14 protein-coding genes are annotated in these 18,300 nt (G+C 61.8%); 8 read left to right on the forward strand and 6 right to left on the reverse strand.

All coding sequences use genetic code 11. From position 1 onward, the window contains the following. Positions 1 to 6 precede the first annotated feature (6 nt). The 5 genes from BSY240_RS02845 (at position 7) to BSY240_RS02865 (ending at position 6,209) form a co-directional block, all read left to right on the forward strand. Entirely contained in the window at positions 7 to 1,080 is a 1,074-nt protein-coding gene (locus BSY240_RS02845) for a BMP family ABC transporter substrate-binding protein (protein WP_069041344.1), read from the forward strand. A 148-nt stretch (positions 1,081 to 1,228) separates the two neighbouring features. Then, positions 1,229 to 1,981, forward strand: a complete 753-nt coding sequence (locus BSY240_RS02850) for a FadR/GntR family transcriptional regulator (protein WP_069041345.1) — start codon at positions 1,229 to 1,231, stop codon at positions 1,979 to 1,981. A 70-nt stretch (positions 1,982 to 2,051) separates the two neighbouring features. After that, positions 2,052 to 3,413 carry a bifunctional UDP-N-acetylglucosamine diphosphorylase/glucosamine-1-phosphate N-acetyltransferase GlmU gene (gene glmU / locus BSY240_RS02855; protein WP_069041346.1) on the forward strand — a complete coding sequence of 454 codons (1,362 nt, stop codon included), beginning with the start codon at positions 2,052 to 2,054 and terminating at the stop codon, positions 3,411 to 3,413. 138 nt (positions 3,414 to 3,551) lie between these two features. Beyond that, positions 3,552 to 5,378 carry a glutamine--fructose-6-phosphate transaminase (isomerizing) gene (gene glmS / locus BSY240_RS02860; RefSeq protein WP_069041347.1) on the forward strand — a complete coding sequence of 609 codons (1,827 nt, stop codon included), beginning with the start codon at positions 3,552 to 3,554 and terminating at the stop codon, positions 5,376 to 5,378. 102 nt (positions 5,379 to 5,480) lie between these two features. Next, positions 5,481 to 6,209 (forward strand): DUF502 domain-containing protein, encoded by a 729-nt coding sequence (locus BSY240_RS02865; protein WP_236759308.1) that lies wholly within the window; start codon positions 5,481 to 5,483, stop codon positions 6,207 to 6,209. Positions 6,210 to 6,221: 12 nt separating this feature from the next. Here BSY240_RS02865 and recG read toward each other — a convergent pair whose 3' ends face one another. Beyond that, on the reverse strand, positions 6,222 to 8,327 hold the full coding sequence (recG, locus tag BSY240_RS02870) for an ATP-dependent DNA helicase RecG (protein ID WP_069041349.1): 2,106 nt from the start codon (positions 8,325 to 8,327) through the stop codon (positions 6,222 to 6,224). Positions 8,328 to 8,422: 95 nt separating this feature from the next. On the opposite strand from recG, the gene BSY240_RS02875 reads away from it, so the two are divergent. Then, on the forward strand, positions 8,423 to 8,737 hold the full coding sequence (locus BSY240_RS02875) for an FAD assembly factor SdhE (protein ID WP_054149205.1): 315 nt from the start codon (positions 8,423 to 8,425) through the stop codon (positions 8,735 to 8,737). 5 nt (positions 8,738 to 8,742) lie between these two features. Continuing rightward, on the forward strand, positions 8,743 to 12,252 hold the full coding sequence (gene mfd / locus BSY240_RS02880) for a transcription-repair coupling factor (RefSeq protein ID WP_069041350.1): 3,510 nt from the start codon (positions 8,743 to 8,745) through the stop codon (positions 12,250 to 12,252). Between the two features lie 34 nt (positions 12,253 to 12,286). Here mfd and BSY240_RS02885 read toward each other — a convergent pair whose 3' ends face one another. The 3 genes from BSY240_RS02885 to BSY240_RS02895 all read right to left on the reverse strand — a co-directional run bounded on the left by BSY240_RS02885 (position 12,287) and on the right by BSY240_RS02895 (position 15,854). Beyond that, complete coding sequence (locus BSY240_RS02885) at positions 12,287 to 13,228, reverse strand: DMT family transporter (RefSeq protein WP_069041351.1); 942 nt, start codon at positions 13,226 to 13,228, stop codon at positions 12,287 to 12,289. Positions 13,229 to 13,279: 51 nt separating this feature from the next. Next, positions 13,280 to 13,951 carry a DsbA family oxidoreductase gene (locus BSY240_RS02890; protein WP_069041352.1) on the reverse strand — a complete coding sequence of 224 codons (672 nt, stop codon included), beginning with the start codon at positions 13,949 to 13,951 and terminating at the stop codon, positions 13,280 to 13,282. 97 nt (positions 13,952 to 14,048) lie between these two features. Continuing rightward, positions 14,049 to 15,854, reverse strand: a complete 1,806-nt coding sequence (locus BSY240_RS02895; RefSeq protein WP_069041353.1) for an extracellular solute-binding protein — start codon at positions 15,852 to 15,854, stop codon at positions 14,049 to 14,051. Positions 15,855 to 16,126: 272 nt separating this feature from the next. Between BSY240_RS02895 and BSY240_RS02900 the strand changes: the two genes are divergently transcribed. Continuing rightward, complete coding sequence (locus tag BSY240_RS02900) at positions 16,127 to 16,759, forward strand: invasion associated locus B family protein (protein ID WP_054149211.1); 633 nt, start codon at positions 16,127 to 16,129, stop codon at positions 16,757 to 16,759. Between the two features lie 78 nt (positions 16,760 to 16,837). Here the strand turns inward: BSY240_RS02900 and hspQ are convergent, their stop codons facing one another. Both hspQ and BSY240_RS02910 read right to left on the reverse strand, forming a co-directional pair. Then, on the reverse strand, positions 16,838 to 17,167 hold the full coding sequence (hspQ, locus tag BSY240_RS02905; RefSeq protein ID WP_054149212.1) for a heat shock protein HspQ: 330 nt from the start codon (positions 17,165 to 17,167) through the stop codon (positions 16,838 to 16,840). 87 nt (positions 17,168 to 17,254) lie between these two features. After that, the gene (locus BSY240_RS02910; RefSeq protein WP_069041354.1) at positions 17,255 to 18,175 is read right to left on the reverse strand and encodes a DMT family transporter; all 921 of its coding nucleotides are present in this window, start codon (positions 18,173 to 18,175) and stop codon (positions 17,255 to 17,257) included. Positions 18,176 to 18,300: the final 125 nt, after the last annotated feature.

An 18,300-nucleotide genomic window follows, 5' to 3' on the forward strand; every position in this document is an offset into this window, starting at 1 on the left:
TACATCATGAAAAACATCCTCCTCGCGCTTGCCGCATCGGCAGCCGCAATCGTCGGCGTCGCGGCACCCGCCGCCGCTCAGGACAAGACGAAGATCTGCTTCGTCCACGTCGGCTCGAAGACCGACGGTGGCTGGACCCAGGCGCATGATATCGGCCGCCAGGAGCTTCAGGCTCATTTCGGCGACAAGATTGAAACGCCTTACCTCGAAAACGTGCCGGAAGGTCCGGATGCCGAGCGCGCCATCGAGCGCATGGCCCGTTCCGGCTGCGCCCTGGTCTACACGACCTCCTTCGGCTTCATGGATGCAACCCTGAAGGTCGCCGAGAAGTTTCCGGATGTGAAGTTCGAACACGCCACCGGCTACAAGACTGCAGACAATGTCGCGACCTACAATTCGCGCTTCTATGAAGGCCGCTTCATCAACGGTCAGATCGCCGGCAAGATGTCGAAGACCGGTGTCGCCGGTTACATCGCTTCCTTCCCGATCCCGGAAGTCGTCGCCGGCATCAACGCCTTCCTGCACGGCGCCCGCACCGTCAACCCGGAATTCAAGCTGAAGGTCATCTGGGTCAACACCTGGTTCGACCCCGGCAAGGAAGCCGATGCCGCAAAGGCGCTGTTTGACCAGGGCGTGGACATTCTGACCCAGCACACCGACACGACGGCTCCGATGCAGGTTGCCGAAGAACGTGGGATGAAGGCCTTCGGTCAGGCCTCCGACATGATCGCCGCCGGCCCGACTGCGCAGCTCAGCGCCATCGTCGACACCTGGTCGCCCTACTACATCAAGCGCACCCAGGCTGTTCTCGACGGCACATGGAGCTCGGCGCAGACTTTCGACGGTCTCGTCGACGGCATTCTGTCGATGGCGCCCTATACCAACATGCCCGACGACGTGAAGGCCATGGCCATGGACACTGAAGCCAAGATCAAGTCCGGCGAACTGAAGCCCTTCACCGGTCCGCTCAACAAGCAGGACGGCTCCGTCTGGTTGGCGGAAGGTGAGTCGGCTGACTACGGCACCATCCTCGGCATGAACTTCTACATTGAAGGTGTAGACGACAAGCTGCCGCAGTAATCTGCGACTTGCGGAAATGGAAAGAGCGCCTTTGGGCGCTCTTTCTTGTTTAGAATTCCTAAAATTGCAGGAATACTCAGATAGCGCCTTCACCCGCATTGGCCTTTCGTATAACTACCCCAGCAAATAAGTCGGGGTGTGAGTCAGGATGCGGAAGGAAGAGGTTCGGGAACTGAAGGTCGTTTCCAATCTTCGGACGAGCCATGCGAAGGTGGTCGAGCAAGTCGGCCTTGCGATCGTCGGGGGTCGATTTGGCATCGGCGAACCCTTGCCTGGGGATGCTGAACTGGAGGCTCAGTTCGATGTGTCGCGGTCCGTGCTGCGCGAGGCGATGAAGACGCTGACCGCCAAAGGTCTGGTGGTTGCCAAATCGCGCGTCGGGACACGGGTGACTGACCGCTGTCACTGGAACCTTGTCGATGAAGACGTGCTGCGCTGGCATTTCCGGACGGGCGTCACACACGAGTTCATCGATCATCTCTATGACGTCCGCATGGTCCTGGAGCCGGCATCGGCTGCGTTCGCGGCGCTGCGCGCTTCGGCGGCGGACTGTGCGGAACTGCGTCATTACGCCATGCTCCTGGGTTCCAACGAACTCGACTGGCAGGGCCAGGTGGAGGCAGACTTACGCTTCCACGTTCTTTTGACCCTCGTCGGGGCCAACCCGTTTCTCGAAAGCATGGTCGGTTTCATAAAGGCCTCGCTCGACGGCGCCTTCACCATGGCCTTCGATCCTGAACTTGCCGGCCGCGGGGAGGCGATCAGCGAGCTTCATCTGGCCATCGTCGATGCGATCGAGCAAGGCGATGCCGAGACTGCGCGGGCCGCCACCGAACGGGCGATCGAGCAGGGGCGTGCAGCAGCGCTGAAGGCCGTCGAGAACTCCCAGAAGCGCGGCTAGTTCTCCGAACACTTGCGGGCGGCACCTGCTGGTATTAGTGAGGAGCGCCATTCTCAGCTTGGAGCCATCCATGAACCGTACCTGTCTCGCCGTCGTTCTCGCTGCTGGTGACAGCACCCGCATGAAGTCGTCGATGTCGAAGGTGCTGCATCCGGTGGGTGGGCGTCCGATGATCGCGCATGTCATGGCATCGATCGCCGCGTCTGGTGTGTCTGATGTGGCACTGGTTCTCGGTCGTGATGCCGACAAGGTCGAAAAGGCAGCCTCGATCGAAGGGCTTGCGGTCGCAGGCGTGTTGCAGACCGAGCGCCTCGGCACCGGTCACGCCGTTCTGATGGCCAAGGAGGCGATTGCCCGCGGTTATGACGAGATCCTCGTTGCCTATGGCGATGTGCCGCTGATCACTGCCGCGCCGCTGAAAGCTGCCCGCGAAGCGCTTGCCGGCGGTGCCGATGTCGCCGTCATCGGTTTTCATACGGCCAATCCGACAGGTTATGGCCGTTTGCTGGTCGAAAATGGCGAGCTGGTCGCCATCCGCGAGGAAAAGGATGCGACCGAGGCCGAGCGCGCCGTGACCTGGTGCAACAGTGGATTGATGGCGATCGACGGCAAGAAGGCCGTCGATCTCCTCTCCCGGATCGGCAACCAGAACGCCAAGGGTGAGTATTATCTGACCGACCTCGTCGAGATTGCCCGGTCCTTGGGTGGCAAGGCTGTCGCCGTGGACGCGCCGGAGAGTGAACTGACCGGCTGCAACAATCGCGCCGAGCTCGCCGTCATCGAACGCCTCTGGCAGGAGCGCCGCCGCCACGAGTTGATGGTCTCGGGCGTCACCATGATCGCGCCGGAAACGGTTTTCCTCAGCCATGACACGGTCATCGGCCAGGATGCGCTGATCGAGCCGAACGTCGTCTTCGGCCCCGGCGTCACCGTCGAGGGCGGCGCCGTGATCCATGCCTTCTCGCATCTCGAAGGCGCCCATGTGGCCGCCGGTGCAACCGTCGGGCCGTTTGCGCGCCTGCGCCCAGGTGCCAATCTTGCCGAAGGCGCCAAGGTGGGCAATTTCTGCGAGGTGAAGAAGGCCGAGATCGGCCGTGGCGCCAAGGTCAACCACCTGACCTATATCGGCGACGCCGTCGTTGGCGCCGAGACCAATATCGGCGCTGGCACCATCACCTGCAACTATGATGGCGTGAACAAGTTTGAGACGCATATCGGGGCCGGGGCCTTCATCGGCTCCAATTCGTCGCTGGTGGCGCCGGTCAAGATCGGCGATGGCGCGCTCATCGCGTCCGGCAGCGTCATCACCGAGGACGTGCCCGCCGATGCACTCGCCTTCGGCCGTGCTCGCCAGGAGATGAAGCCGGGCCGCGCCGCTGTGATCCGCGAGCGCAATCTGGCAATCAAGGCCGCCAAGAAGTCCGGCAAGTAAGAGCGCCAAAACAAACTTCACCGCTTGTTATGCTGCGTTGCATTACGAGACGAAATGCAATTTGACCTCACGCACAATTGCCTATTGCGGTGGAACCGCTAGGAAAAGCCGCGTGGTTGATACGAAACGGAGAATTTCATGTGCGGCATCGTTGGCATTGTCGGTAACAAGCCCGTAGCGGAGCGTCTGGTCGACGCCTTGAAGCGGCTCGAATATCGCGGCTATGATTCCGCCGGTGTTGCCACCATCAACGACGACAAGCTCGATCGTCGGCGGGCGGAAGGCAAGCTCTTCAATCTCGAGACGAAGCTCGCGGGCGATCCGCTGCCCGGCAATATCGGCATCGCTCACACTCGCTGGGCAACCCATGGCGTGCCGAATGAAACGAACGCGCATCCGCATTTCGTCGAGGGCGTGGCGGTTGTTCACAACGGCATCATCGAGAATTTCTCCGAGATCAAGGAAGAACTCGCTGCCGAAGGTGCCGTCTTTGCCACCCAGACCGACACCGAAGTCGTCGCCCAGTTGCTCGCCAAGTATCGCCGCCAGGGTCTTGGCCGCCGCGAAGCCATGCACGAGATGCTGCGCCATGTGACCGGCGCCTATGCGCTTGCCGTCATCTTCCAAGACGATCCCTCGACCATCATGGCGGCCCGTTCCGGCCCGCCACTGGCGATCGGCTTTGGCGATGGCGAGATGTTCCTCGGCTCGGATGCCATTGCGCTCTCGCCCTTCACGAACCGCATCGCCTATCTCCACGACGGCGACTGGGCTGTCATCGGCAAGCAGGGCGCCCACATCTTCGACGTGGACGGCAATCCGGTCGAACGCCCGGTGCAGATCTCCTCGGCGTCGGCCTACATGATCGACAAGGGCAATCATCGCCACTTCATGGAAAAGGAGATCTACGAGCAGCCGGAAGTGATCTCCCACGCCCTTTCGCATTACGTGGACTTCGCCAATCACACCGTCCGCGAAGCCGCGAATGAAATCGACTTCGCCGGTTTGCGCGGCCTCGCCATCTCCGCCTGCGGCACCGCCTATCTGGCTGGCCTCGTCGGCAAATACTGGTTCGAGCGTTATGCCCGCCTGCCGGTCGAAATCGATGTCGCCTCGGAATTCCGCTACCGCGAAATGCCGCTTTCGAAGGACCAGGCCGCCCTTTTCATCTCACAGTCCGGTGAAACTGCCGATACGCTCGCGTCGCTGCGCTACTGCCGTGATAACGGGCTGAAGATCGGTGCTGTCGTCAACGTCAAGGAATCGACGATCGCCCGCGAATCGGATGCTGTCTTCCCGATCCTCGCTGGTCCGGAAATCGGCGTCGCTTCCACCAAGGCCTTCACCTGTCAGCTCGCCGTGCTCGCCTCGCTGGCGCTCGCCGCCGGTCGTGCCCGTGGCACGATTGATGAGACGGAAGAAAAGCAACTGGTGAAGAGCCTGGCCGAAATGCCGCGCATCATGAGCCAGGTCCTGAATGCCGTACAGCCGCAGATCGAGGCTCTTTCGCGCGACCTATCGAAATTCAAGGATGTGCTCTATCTCGGCCGTGGTACCAGCTATCCGCTGGCACTCGAAGGCGCGCTGAAGCTCAAGGAAATCTCTTATATCCACGCCGAAGGTTATGCCGCCGGCGAGCTGAAGCATGGCCCGATCGCCCTGATCGACGAGAACATGCCTGTGATCGTCATTGCACCTTTCGACCGCTTCTTCGAGAAGACCGTGTCGAACATGCAGGAGGTGGCCGCCCGGGGCGGCAAGATCATCTTCATCACCGACGAGAAGGGCGCTGCCGCCTCGAAGCTTGAGACAATGGCAACCATCGTGCTGCCCGTCGTCGCCGAGATCATCTCCCCGATGGTCTATTCCATCCCGATCCAGCTTCTCGCCTATCACACAGCTGTCTTCATGGGCACCGACGTCGACCAGCCGCGCAACCTCGCCAAGTCCGTCACGGTCGAGTGATCCCCGATTGGGGCAGTCCGCTGCCCCAATTCTTGCTCTTGCGCCATAGGTGTCAGTCCGGCATTGTCCGCAGCGTTACGGCACTGCACAATGACGGTGGGCATGACCGAAGGTTCTGACAGGATTTCGATGGCGACCCGGCTCAGGAACAACTTCCTGACTGGTCTCATCATCTGCGCGCCGATGACGATCACCATCTATCTGACCTGGACCTTCATCCGCTGGGCAGACAGCTGGGTGAAGCCCTATCTGCCGGATCGATACAACCCGGAAGCCTATCTCACCTTTGCGATACCGGGGACCGGGCTTCTCATCGCCATCCTCTTCATCACGCTCGTCGGCTTTCTCGGCCGCAACCTGATCGGCCGCTCGATCGTCTCCTACAGCGAGAACATCCTGAACCGGATGCCGCTGGTGCGTACCGTCTACAAGAGCACCAAGCAGATCTTCGAGACCGTGCTGAAAGAGCAGGGCAATTCCTTCAAGAAGGTCGGCCTGATCGAGTTTCCGCGCGCCGGGACCTGGGCGCTGGTCTTCGTTTCGACGGATGCCAAGGGAGAGATTGCCGCGAAGCTCAACCAGGACGGCGAGGAAATGGTGGCGGTCTTCCTCGCGCCGACCCCTGTTCCCACAGCCGGCTTCCTGATGTTCGTGCCGCGCAGCAAACTGATGCTGCTCGATATGAGTCCGGAAGAGGGGGTTAAACTCTTGATCTCGGCCGGCCTGGTCACGCCGGACTACAAGCCGACCGTCGCGGACGCCATGGCGGCATTTCAGGACCTCGCGGCGGACGATCCGATCGAGCCGCCCAAGCGTGCCGGCCGTTCCTGAACACGTCTTTCCTCACCCCGCATGCAGGAAGCGGATCGCCTCGTCGCGGCGATGCAGATAAAGCAGCGTTCTGACGGCTTCTCCGCGCTCCGACGTGAGTTCGGGGTCCCGCTCCAGCAGATAGGCCGCATCCTTGCGGGCGATCTCCAGCAGGTCGCCATGATGTTCAAGGCTGGCTATCTTGAAGCCTGGCGTGCCCGACTGCCGTGTGCCGAGAAGCTCGCCTTCGCCCCGGAGCTTCAGATCCTCTTCGGCGATCAGGAAGCCATCTTCCGAATCGCGCAGGATCGACAGCCGCGCCTTACCCGTTTCGCCGAGTGGTCCCTTGTAGAGCAGGATGCAGCTTGAGGCCTCGTCACCACGGCCCACACGGCCGCGCAACTGGTGTAGCTGGGCAAGCCCGAATCGTTCGGCATGTTCGATCACCATGATCGTCGCATCGGGCACGTCGACGCCGACTTCGACAACCGTCGTTGCGACCAGCAGCCGCGTCTCGCCATTCTTGAAGGCGAGCATGGCGGCATCCTTCTCCGGTCCGGCCATGCGTCCATGCACCAGCCCGATCGGCGCCTTGATGAACTGCGCCAGCACTGCTTGCCGCTCTTCGGCCGACATCAGTTCGCTTTCTTCGGTCTCTTCCACCAGCGGGCAGATCCAATAGGCCTTCTTGCCCTCCGCAATGGCCGAGCGGAGCCGTTCGATGACGTCAGGCACGCGCTCGGTTGGGACCGTCACCGTCTGGATCGGCTTGCGGCCGGCCGGTTTCTCGGTGAGTTTGGAGACATCCATGTCGCCGAAGGCGGCGAGCACCAGCGTGCGCGGGATCGGCGTTGCCGTCATCACCAGCATATGTGGGGAGATGCCCTTGGAGGTCAGCCGCAGACGCTGATGCACACCGAAGCGATGCTGTTCGTCGACCACGGCGAGCGTCAGGTTCTTGTAGCTGACGGCATCCTGGAAGAGCGCGTGCGTGCCGATAACGATCTGCGCTTCGCCGGATGCGATGCGCTCCAGGATTGCTTCACGCTCCTTGCCCTTAGTGCGCCCGGTCAGGACCTCGATCTTCAGACCGGCCGGCGCGCCGAGCTTGGCAAGTGTTGCATGATGCTGCCGCGCCAGGATCTCCGTCGGCGCCATCAGCACGGCCTGTCCGCCGGCCTCAACGGCTGCTGCCATCGCAAACAACGCCACCAGCGTCTTGCCAGCACCGACGTCGCCCTGGACGAGCCGCAGCATGCGCTGGTCCGTCGCCATGTCCTTCAGGATGTCGTCGATCGCCGCCACCTGGCTGTTGGTCGGCGTGAAGGGGAGGGTGGCGCGGATCTTTCCGCTGATCTCACCCGTCGGCTTGACCGGCACGCCCGGCACCCGACGGAGCTTCTGCCGCACCAAGGCGAGCGACACCTGGCCGGCGAGGAATTCGTCATAGGCGAGCCTGCGTCTCGCCGGCGCCTGCGGGTCGATGTCCTTCTCGTCGCGCGGATTGTGAAGCGTCACCAGGCTTTCACGCACGCTGGCGAAGCCCTGTTTCGTGGCAAGCGGCGCATCCGCCCATTCCGGCAGATCCGGCATACGCTCGACAGCAGCTTCGACCGCCTTGCGCAGCACCTTGGGTCCAAGCCCCGCCGTCAGCGGATAGACCGGCTCGACCAGCGGAAGGTTTTCCGCCTCGCTCGCCTTCACCATCAGGTCGGGATGCACCATCGAGGGGCGACCGTTGAACCAGTCGACCTTGCCCGAAACCATGACGATTTCGTCGACGGGCAATGCCTTTTCGAGCCAGTTGCCCTTGACCCGGAAGAAGGTGAGCGCCAGTTCCCCCGTCTCGTCATGCAGCATCACGCGGTAGGGCAGGTTGCTCTTGCCCTTAGGCGGCGGCAGATGTCGGTCGACACGGCCGGTGATCGTTACCAGCGAGCCCTGTTGGGCGTAGGCGATGCCCGGCTGGTGGCGCCGGTCGATCAGCCGGTGTGGCGCGAGGAAGAGCAGGTCGACGACGCGTGCGTCCTCGGCATCCTCGCGCCCGAGCAGTGTGGCGAGAAGCTGGGCAAGTTTGGGGCCGACTCCGCTGAGCGAAGCCACGGAGGCAAAGAGGGGATCGAGAAGATGGGGACGCATGATGGGGGCAAAATGCCTCGCAAAATGCCTGTTTGGCAAGCTGACATTTGCCGGTCGCTGCTCTATAGAACGCCAAGAATTGGAAGGATGCCAAGATGACTGGACTGGTGAAAAGCAGTGCCGACCTCGATCCGCGCCGTCGGCGCATCCTGTTCCGCTGCTGGCATCGCGGTATCCGCGAGATGGACCTGATGCTTGGCCAGTTCTGCGAGGCCCATATCAGCGAGCTTTCTGATGAGGAGCTCGACGAGCTGGAGCGCATTATGGTCGAAGAGGACAACGATCTCGTCCGCTACATCACTGGTGCCGATCCCGTGCCGGCCCATCTCCAGACACCACTCTTCGAACGCATAGCCGCCCTGCGCCCGGATTTCTCACCGGTGACCGGCGAAGAAACCGCTGCAAAGTAACTGATATGTCCCTGATCGATGTGAAGCGGATTGTCGGCGCACAATCCGCGCTGACGCTTTCCCATGTACCCGACGGCATGGATGCCTTCATCCTCGCCGAACTGGCGCGTGAGGGGAAACCCGTCGCCTATGTGGTATCCGACGGGCAGCGGCTGCAGAACCTCGAGCAGACACTGAGTTTCGCAGCACCGGACATTCCGGTGCTGAGCCTGCCGGCCTGGGACTGTCTGCCTTACGACCGCGTCTCGCCGTCCGCTGATGTTTCGGCCCGGCGATTGGCGGCACTATCGGGTTTGATTGCGCTCTATCTCAATCCGCATCCGGCAATCGTGCTGGTGACGGTCAATGCCATGCTGCAGAAGGTGGCACCGGCTGATGTCATCGACAGCCTCGGCTTTTCGGCGAAGCCCGGCAACCAGGTGCGCATGGACGACATTGCTGCGCGTCTGGAACGCAACGGTTTCGACCGCGTCGCAACGGTCCGCGAGGTCGGCGAATTCGCCGTGCGCGGCGGCATTCTCGATGTTTTCGTGCCTGGTGCGGAAGAGCCTGTGCGTCTCGATTTCTTCGGTGACACACTCGAAAGCATCCGCTCCTTCGATCCGGCCAGCCAGCGCACGATCGCACAGGTCCGTTCGCTTGATCTCAACCCGATGAGCGAGGTGACGCTGACGCCGGAGAGCATCAGCCGTTTTCGCAAGAACTATCTCTCGCTCTTTGGAGCCGCGACCCGCGACGATGCGCTCTATGCCGCCGTCTCCGAGGGGCGCCGGTATGCCGGCATGGAGCATTGGCTGCCGATGTTCTACGACAAGCTGGAGACTACCTTCGATTATCTGCGCGGCTTCCGTATGGTCACCGACCATACCGTGCGTGAGGCAGCCGAAGAACGCGCCAAGCTGATCCGCGACTATTACGAGGCTCGCCTCAACTCGGCGACACCCGGCAAGGGCCATCTCGCCCAGGGCACGCCCTACAAGCCAGTTCCGCCGGAGCGGCTCTATCTCGGCGCTGGCGAATTCGGCAAGGCGCTCGACGCCTTCGATCCGATCCGCATCACGCCCTTTGCCGAAGCCAGTGGCGAGAGCCGCAAGGTGATCGAGGTCGAGGCACGACCGACACCGCGCTGGGCGAAGTCTGCCAATGAGGCGAGCAGCGAAGAAGGCAATCGTGCCAACGTCTTCGGCCAGGCCGTCACCTATATCGCTGACAAGCGCGCTGCTGGCACCAAGGTCGTCGTGTCCGGTTGGTCGGAGGGCTCGCTCGATCGCCTTCTGCAGGTGTTGAACGAGCACGGCCTGGAGCGGCTGGTGCCGGTCGCAGCACTTAAAGATGTCGACAAGCTGAAGAAGGGGGAGGCAGGCACCGCCGTTCTCAGCCTCGAAGGTGGCTTCGAGACGAACAATCTCGTCATCGTCGGCGAGCAGGATATCCTCGGCGATCGCATGGTCCGCCGCTCAAAGCGCCGAAAGCGGGCCGCCGATTTCATCTCGGAAGTCGCCGGCATCGACGAAGGCTCGATCGTTGTGCATGCTGAACACGGCATCGGCCGCTTCGTCGGTCTGCGGACCATCGAGGCCGCGGGTGCCCCGCATGCCTGTCTTGAATTGCAATATGCCGATGAGGCCAAGCTCTTCCTGCCGGTCGAAAACATCGATCTTCTCTCGCGCTATGGCGGCGAGGCGACCGAAGTGCAGCTCGACAAGTTGGGCGGCGGCGCCTGGCAGATGCGCAAGGCCAAGCTCAAGAAGCGCCTGCTCGACATGGCGGGTGCCTTGATCCGCATTGCCGCCGAGCGCATGACCCGTTCCGCACCGGTGCTGACCACACAGGAAGGCCTTTACGACGAGTTTGCTGCCCGCTTCCCCTATGACGAGACTGAAGACCAGGAGACCGCGATCGAATCCGTCCGCTCGGACCTTGGCGCCGGCCGTCCGATGGACCGCCTCGTCTGCGGCGACGTCGGCTTCGGCAAGACGGAAGTGGCGCTTCGCGCTGCCTTCATCGCCGCGATGAACGGTATCCAGGTCGCCGTCGTCGTGCCGACCACGCTCTTGGCCCGCCAGCATTTCAAGACCTTCTCCGAACGCTTCCGCGGCCTGCCCATCCGCGTCCAGCAGGCCTCGCGCCTTGTCGGCACCAAGGAACTCAACCTCGTCAAGAAGGAAGTGGCAGACGGCAAGACCGACATCGTCGTCGGTACCCATGCGCTGCTCGGCACGGGCGTCAACTTCGCCAATCTCGGCCTGCTGATCATCGACGAGGAGCAACATTTCGGCGTCAAGCACAAGGAACGGCTGAAGGAACTGAAGTCGGACGTGCACGTCCTGACGCTTTCGGCCACGCCCATCCCGCGCACCCTGCAGCTTGCCATGACCGGCGTGCGCGAACTCTCGCTGATCACCACGCCGCCGGTGGACCGAATGGCGGTGCGCACCTTCATCTCGCCTTTCGATCCGCTCGTCATTCGCGAGACCCTGATGCGCGAGCATTATCGCGGCGGACAAAGCTTTTATGTCTGCCCGCGTCTCGCCGATCTCGCGGATGTGAAAAGCTTCCTCGACGAGAACGTGCCGGAGCTGAAGGTGGCGATCGCCCATGGCCAGATGGCCGCCGGTGAGCTCGAAGACATCATGAACGCCTTCTACGAGGGCCGCTACGATGTGCTTCTTTCGACGACCATTGTCGAATCCGGCCTCGACGTTCCCACGGCCAACACGCTGATCGTCCACCGTGCCGACATGTTCGGTCTCGCCCAGCTCTACCAGATCCGTGGCCGCGTCGGTCGCTCCAAGGTCCGCGCCTTTGCGCTGCTGACGCTGCCGGTCAACAAGGTGCTGACGGCAGGTGCCGAACGGCGTCTGAAGGTCCTGCAGTCACTCGATACGCTCGGCGCCGGCTTCCAGCTTGCCAGCCACGATCTGGATATCCGTGGCGCAGGGAACCTGCTCGGCGAGGAGCAGTCCGGCCACATCAAGGAAGTCGGTTTCGAGCTCTACCAGCAGATGCTGGAAGAGGCCGTCGCCGAGGTGAAGGGTGTGGACGAGGTGGTCGATACCGGTTGGTCGCCGCAGATCCAGGTCGGCACCTCGGTCATGATCCCGGAAAACTATGTGCCGGATCTGCATCTGCGCATGGCGCTCTATCGTCGCCTCGGCGAATTGGACGACCTCAGAGAGATCGACGGATTCGGCGCCGAATTGATCGACCGCTTCGGCCCGATGCCGATCGAGGTTCAGCACCTGCTCAAGGTCGTCTACATCAAGGCGCTGTGCCGCACGGCCAATGTCGAGAAGCTGGAAGCCGGCCCCAAGGGCGTCGTCGTCCAGTTCCGCGGCAAGCAGTTCCCGAACCCGGCAGCACTGGTCGGCTATATCGCCAAGCAGGGCAGCATGGCAAAGATCAGGGCGGACCACTCGGTGTTCCTCACCCGCGACCTCCCGACGCCGGAAAAACGGCTGGCAGGGGCTGCAGTGGTGATGACGCAGTTGGCGGAGTTGGCGAAGGCTGGCTGAGCAAATGGAAGGGGCCGTTAAGGCCCCGCCTCATTCAAGTGTCGGATTGGTCCGGCTTGATCGCCAGCGCCGCATCCGTCTTGCCGGCTACCGGTGGCGGGAGCGGCGTGTCGCGCTTGCGCTCGCGGATCAGCGTCAGGAGCCCTGACCCGACGATCAGCACGATGCCGATGCCCATCGGCCAGTCGACCTTGTCGCCGAAGACGAGGTAGCCCAGCAGGATGGCCCAGAGCATCTGGCTGTACTGGATCGGTCCGACGATCGGGGCGGGGGCATAAAACGACGCCAGCATCATGAAGATGTTGCCGACGGCGGCGAGCAGGCCGAAGGCGGCAAGCAGCATCAGGTCATAACGGTCGGGTGCCTGGAAATCCGGCAGAGAGAAGGCAGCACAGATGATCACGCTGCCGAGCAGGCCCGCGCCGTAGAGCGAGATGTTCTTCTCCTGCGGGCCCATGGCGCGGAAGATGATGATCGTGACGGCGCCGGCAAAGCCCGAAATCAGCGCTGCCAGATGTCCGATTTCCAACTCGCGAAAGCCCGGTCTCAAGACCACCAGTACGCCGAGAAAGCCGATCAACACGGCGGCCCAGCGCTTCATGCCCACCTCTTCCTTGAGGAAGATCACCGACATGATCGTCGCAAAGCTCGGCAGCAGGAAGATCAGGCAGAAAGCTTCCGCCATCGACAGCTGGGTAAAGGCAATGATGCTGCCGACCGTGCCCACGGCAGAACAGACGAAACGCAGGCCCCAGAGCGGCCAGTTCGTGCTGCGCACCAGATCCGTATAGCGGTCGCCGCGCTTCATCAGGAAGGGGATTGCCAGGAAGCCGAACAGGCTACCGATGAAACCTGCCTCGAAGGCGGGTACGCGCCCTTCCACCAGCTTCACGGCGGCATCGCTGAAGGAATAGGCGGCAAAGCAGATGAAGGCGAAGAAGACGCCTTTGAGGGTCGTGTCGGATGACAAGGTCATGATCCCGGGGAGGAGGTTACCTCTCCGGGATACGGCTGTTCGTTACAACCGTCAATTCAGATTGCGGAGAGCTTCGGCCTTCGCCTTGGCGATTTCGCGCAAGGCATTGGCGAGTTCCGCCGGCGGCTGGGCGCCGCTGACCGCGTATTGCTGGTCGAAGATGAAGAAGGGAACGCCGTTCACGCCCATTTGCTTGGCGGCTTCCACCTCGGACAGCACGTGGTTGACGTCAGCATCGCCTGACAGCAGCGATTCGATCACCGGACGCGACAGCCCGGCCTCGGTCGCGATGTCGAGCAATACGGCGTTGTCGCCGATATTACGGCCCTGCTCGAAATTTGCCTTGAACAGGAGATCGACCACGCGGGTCTGCGTCTCCCGGCTTTCCTGGCCGGCCCAATGGATCAACCGGTGCGCATCGAGCGTGTTCGGGCCGACTTTGATGGCTTCGAAATCAAAGGCAATGCCGACCTCGGCGCCGAGCGACTTCAGATGCGCATGCGCCTGGTCCATCTTGTCCTTGCCGCCCAGCTTCTTCGCCAGTTCCACCTGCTGGTCGACACCTTCAGGCGGATAGTCGGGATTGAGCTGATAGGGGCGCCAGTTGATGTCGACGCTGACTTCGTCTTGCACTTCGGCGATCGCGAGTTCGAGCCGCGCCTTGCCGAGATAACACCAGGGGCAGACCACGTCGGATACGAGGTCGATGGTGATGCGGTCCATGAGGGTGTCCTTTCCTGGCAGAGGTATGCCTGTCACTTAAAGCAAAGCGGGCCGGAGACAAGCTCCGGCCCTGAAACACAGCGTCAATCGCTTGGGGTTACTGGACGCGTGCGTCGAACCAGGTCGAGCGCTGGTAGCCATAGAGCGGGGCTGCGTCCGGCCGTCCGATGTGCTTCCAGCGGGCGACCCATTGCTCGCCGATATGATAGAGCGGGACGAGATAGTGCCCGGCAACCAGGAGCCGGTCATAGGCCCGCACGGCAGCCTGGAAATCGGCCGGGTCGCGGGCCTGCAGGAGCGCCTCGATCATCCGGTCGATTTCGGGATCGGCGACGCCGGCATAGTTGAAGCTGCCCTGGGCGTCCTTCGCTTCGGATGCCCAGCGATTGACCTGCTCGGCGCCGGGCGAGAGCGACGAGGTGTAGGCCTTGATGATCATGTCGTAGTCGAAGCTGTTGGAGCGCGCCTGATACTGCGCGTCGTCAACGGTGCGGATGGCCATGTCGATGCCGATCAGCTTCAGCGTCCGTTGAAACGCGATGGCCATCTTCTCCTGGCCTTCGTTCTGGGTCATCACCTCAAAGGCGAGCGGCTTGCCGGCGGCATCGATCATCTTGCCGCCCTGGATCTTGTAACCCGCCTCCTGGAAGAGCTTCACCGCCTTGCCGAGCGCCTTGCGATCGCCTCCGGACCCGTCTGTGGCCGACTGCGTAAAGGTGCCGGCGAGAATTTCCGGCGACAGCTTCTCCCTGGCCGGCCCGAGCAGTGCCAGCTCTCTCTCGTCGGCGGCATTGCCATAGGCGCCGAGCGCTGAATTCTGCCAGTAGCTCTGGGTGCGGGTGAAGGCGTTGCCGAACAGGGTCTTATTCATCGCTTCGAAGTCGAAGGCGGTGCTGATGGCCTCGCGTACCTTGACGTCCGAAAAGATCGGGCGGCGGGTGTTGAAGACAAAGCCGAGCATGCCGGAGGGAAGGCCAGGCTTGAAGGCTTCCTTCACGACATCGCCATTCTCTGCGGCCGGGAAATTGTAGGCCCGCTGCCAATGGTTGGAATCGCCATCCGGATAGATGTCGATCTCACCCTTCTTGAAGGCCTCGAACAGCGTTGCCTCCTGGAGGAAATAGGTGACGCTGATCTCGTCGTAATTGTCGAAGCCGACCTTCGAAGGAAGGTCCTTGCCCCAATAGTCGGGATCACGCGCCCAGGTGACCTTCTCGCCGGGTTTCAGCTCCTTGATCCTGTAGGGACCCGAACCGACGGGGATGGCAAGTCCGCCCTGATCGAAGGTCTCAGGATCGATCGCGTGTTTCGGCAGGATCGGGGTTGAATTGGCGAAGATCAGCGGTGTCTCGCGATTGGCCTTTTCGTTGAAGGTGAACTTGATGCCGCGGTCGCCGACCTTCTCCATGCTGGCGACGGCATTGAGCCGGCCGTTGAAGGGCGGTCGTCCCTTGTCGCGCAACAGTTCGAAGGTGAAGATCACATCTTCGGGAGTCACCGGCTTGCCGTCATGCCAGCGCGCTTTGGGGTTGAGATTGAACTGCACATAGGTGCGGTCGGCATCCCATTCGACGGATTCTGCAAGCAGGCCGTAGAGCGTGAAGGGTTCATCGGCAGACCGGGACATCAGCGGCTCGTAGAGCAGATTGCCGAATTCCGGATCCCAGACGCCGCGCGCCGTCGTGCGCATGCCCTTGAGGACAAAGGGGTTCAGCGCATCGTAGGTGCCGACCACGCCGTAATTGACCTTGCCACCCTTCTTCACATCAGGATTTACATAAGGAAAATGCATGTAGTCGGCGGCAAGCGCAGGCTCGCCATGCATGGCGATCCCGTGCATGGGTTGTGCCTGAGCGGCAGCGGCAAAGGGTAGAATAAGCAGAGTGAACAAGAGACGGCGCAAGGCGGCGATCCTCCCCGAATTAGAATCTCGAATGTGCTGGGACGCTAGCACACTCACCATAAAACCAACACAAGCGGGTGAGAATGAGGAGATGTGAGTCGATCCGGCGTCAAAGAAACGCTGGATATTGTGGCCGCCGCGATGTAACAGGTGAGCCAGATCGCAGGGTCATGTATTTGCCTCATTTGAACCACAGGTGAGGGCAGACAAGACCGGTGAATGACGCGGCACACAAGTCCGCGCGACAGGGGTTTTCAGGAGACGGAATACGTATGATGTTCAAACTTAGCAACGCAACGCGGACGGCTGTGTCTGCAATCGCTCTGTCCTTCGCGGCAAGCGCCATGCCGGTCGTCGCACAGGCACAGGAAGCCGCCGCTCCCTCCGAGCCGCGGTGGTTCAAAACCTGCGCCAAGCAGGAAGAATCCGACGTCTGCGTGGTCCAGAACCAGCTCGTCGCCGCAAACGGCCAGCTGATCACCGCCGTCGGCCTGATCACGGTCGAAGGCAAGGTCAACCGCAAGCTGCTGCAGGTCACGGTTCCCTCCGCCCGTCTCATCCCGCCGGGCGTGATGATGCAGATCGATGGCGCCAAGGGCACCAAGCTCGACTATGCCGTCTGCCTGCCCGACCGCTGCACCGCCGAAATCCCGCTGACCGACGCGATCATCGACAGCCTGAAGAAGGGTGGCGAGGTCGTGTTCACCTCGATCAACTTCCGTCGCGCGCCGAACCCGATCAAGATCCCGCTGAGCGGCTTCACCGGCGCGTTTGACGGCGAAGCGATGTCGCAGTCGCAGGCCGAAGAGCGCCAGCGTCTGCTGCAGGAAGCGATGCAGAAGAAGCAGGAAGAGCGCAACAAGGCGATCACCGACGCCCAGAACGCTGCCAAGCAGGGCAACTGATGCGCTTCACGGCAATGAAATGAAAAAAGCCCGCGTCATCAGACGCGGGCTTTTTCGTATCAGGCATAGGGCTTGCGTTTAGTGCGCAAAGTTCATCTTCGGCTTGTAGCGACCCGTCTGCTGGGGTTCGAAGATCTGCTGGATCTGCGGATTGCGCAGAGGCTCCGGGCTCTGGTCGCGCTCAAGATTCTGCTCGGACACGTAAGCCACATATTCCGTCTCGGAGTTCTCCGCGAGCAGATGATAGAAGGGCTGGTCCTTGTGCGGCCTGACTTCGGCAGGAATTGCGTTCCACCATTCCTCGGAATTGGCAAACTCCGGATCAACATCGAAGATCACGCCGCGGAACGGAAAGAACTTGTGCCGTACGACGTCCCCGATACCAAATTTAGCGCTTCGTTGTTTCATGGTTTGACTTCCTTTCCCTGTCATATCTGGGAAGAAAGCCCGGCAAAATCAAGGGATGGTGTGTGACAGCGTGGCCGGATGCCACAGCTAGGCCGTTTTTCGCCCAGGTGCGGTTGCAAGGATAAGTCCGCCGGTCACCAGGACGATGCCTATCGCGTGATAGTGTTCGAAGCGTTCGCCGAGGAAGACGACGGCCATCAGGATGGACATCGGCGGCATGAGGTAAAGGGTCATTCCGGCGATCCCCGGTCCGAAGACCTGGACGGCATGCTGGAAGCAGTAGAAGGCCGCCAGCGAGGCAAAGAGAATGATCCCGGCGAGCTTGGCGAACTCCATCCAGGTATCGGGCAGGGGGCCGCCCGAGGCCATTTCGATCAGTCCCGGCGGGATCAGGACAATCGCGCCGGACAAAGCCAAAAGAGCGAACAGAGGCAGCGGTGGCATTGCGCGGACGGAGGGGCGCCGCAGCAAGAGGGAATAGGCGGCAAAGGCGACTGCAGCCACGAGGATGGCGAGATCACCGATGTTGAAGGTGAGTTCGAGAAGCGCTTCGGGGTGTCCCTTCAGCACGATCGCAACGACCCCGCCGAAGGCGATGATCATGCCGAGAAGCTCACGACCGGTGATCGCGCGCTTCTGAAACAGCCATTGGAACAGGATGATGAAGAGGGACGAGGTCGTATAGATCAGCGTCGCGTTCGAGGCGGTGGTGAGGGTCAGCGCCCAGTAGACCACGCCGCCGCAAATACCCATGCCGAGAATGCCAAGCGTCAGCCAGAGCGCGGTGTGTTGCCGGACAAAGGCCATGCAGGCCTGCCGCTGCTGCCAGATGAACGGCGACATCAGGATCGCGGCTCCGACCCATCGCAACAGCGCCGTGGTGAAAGGCCCGACCTCACCGGTGATCCCGCGACCGAAGATCAGGTTCGACGAGAAGAACAAGGGCGCCAGGAAGAACAGCAGCCAGTCGTAGAGGCGCGGATCGGTGGTCTGGTGGGGAGCGGGCATGGAGGATCGCTGTCGCGGAGGGAAGGGTTATCCAAGTGCTAGCGCGTCACTGTCCTTCGTGAAAGCGGCATTTCCTCGAAACCGTACCCATGTGAACGAAAAACGCCGGCGGATCTCTCCGCCGG

The sequence above is a fragment of the Agrobacterium sp. RAC06 genome, from assembly GCF_001713475.1.
GTDB lineage: Bacteria > Pseudomonadota > Alphaproteobacteria > Rhizobiales > Rhizobiaceae > Allorhizobium.

Bases quoted from the DNA above. Each gene is read 5' to 3' on its own strand.
- BSY240_RS02845 (WP_069041344.1), top strand. From the start codon at position 7: ATGAAAAACATCCTCCTCGCGCTTGCCGCATCGGCAGCCGCAATCGTC.
- BSY240_RS02850 (WP_069041345.1), top strand. From the start codon at position 1,229: ATGCGGAAGGAAGAGGTTCGGGAACTGAAGGTCGTTTCCAATCTTCGG.
- glmU (WP_069041346.1), top strand. From the start codon at position 2,052: ATGAACCGTACCTGTCTCGCCGTCGTTCTCGCTGCTGGTGACAGCACC.
- glmS (WP_069041347.1), top strand. From the start codon at position 3,552: ATGTGCGGCATCGTTGGCATTGTCGGTAACAAGCCCGTAGCGGAGCGT.
- BSY240_RS02865 (WP_236759308.1), top strand. From the start codon at position 5,481: ATGACCGAAGGTTCTGACAGGATTTCGATGGCGACCCGGCTCAGGAAC.
- recG (WP_069041349.1), bottom strand. From the start codon at position 8,327: ATGCGTCCCCATCTTCTCGATCCCCTCTTTGCCTCCGTGGCTTCGCTC.
- BSY240_RS02875 (WP_054149205.1), top strand. From the start codon at position 8,423: ATGACTGGACTGGTGAAAAGCAGTGCCGACCTCGATCCGCGCCGTCGG.
- mfd (WP_069041350.1), top strand. From the start codon at position 8,743: ATGTCCCTGATCGATGTGAAGCGGATTGTCGGCGCACAATCCGCGCTG.
- BSY240_RS02885 (WP_069041351.1), bottom strand. From the start codon at position 13,228: ATGACCTTGTCATCCGACACGACCCTCAAAGGCGTCTTCTTCGCCTTC.
- BSY240_RS02890 (WP_069041352.1), bottom strand. From the start codon at position 13,951: ATGGACCGCATCACCATCGACCTCGTATCCGACGTGGTCTGCCCCTGG.
- BSY240_RS02900 (WP_054149211.1), top strand. From the start codon at position 16,127: ATGATGTTCAAACTTAGCAACGCAACGCGGACGGCTGTGTCTGCAATC.
- hspQ (WP_054149212.1), bottom strand. From the start codon at position 17,167: ATGAAACAACGAAGCGCTAAATTTGGTATCGGGGACGTCGTACGGCAC.
- BSY240_RS02910 (WP_069041354.1), bottom strand. From the start codon at position 18,175: ATGCCCGCTCCCCACCAGACCACCGATCCGCGCCTCTACGACTGGCTG.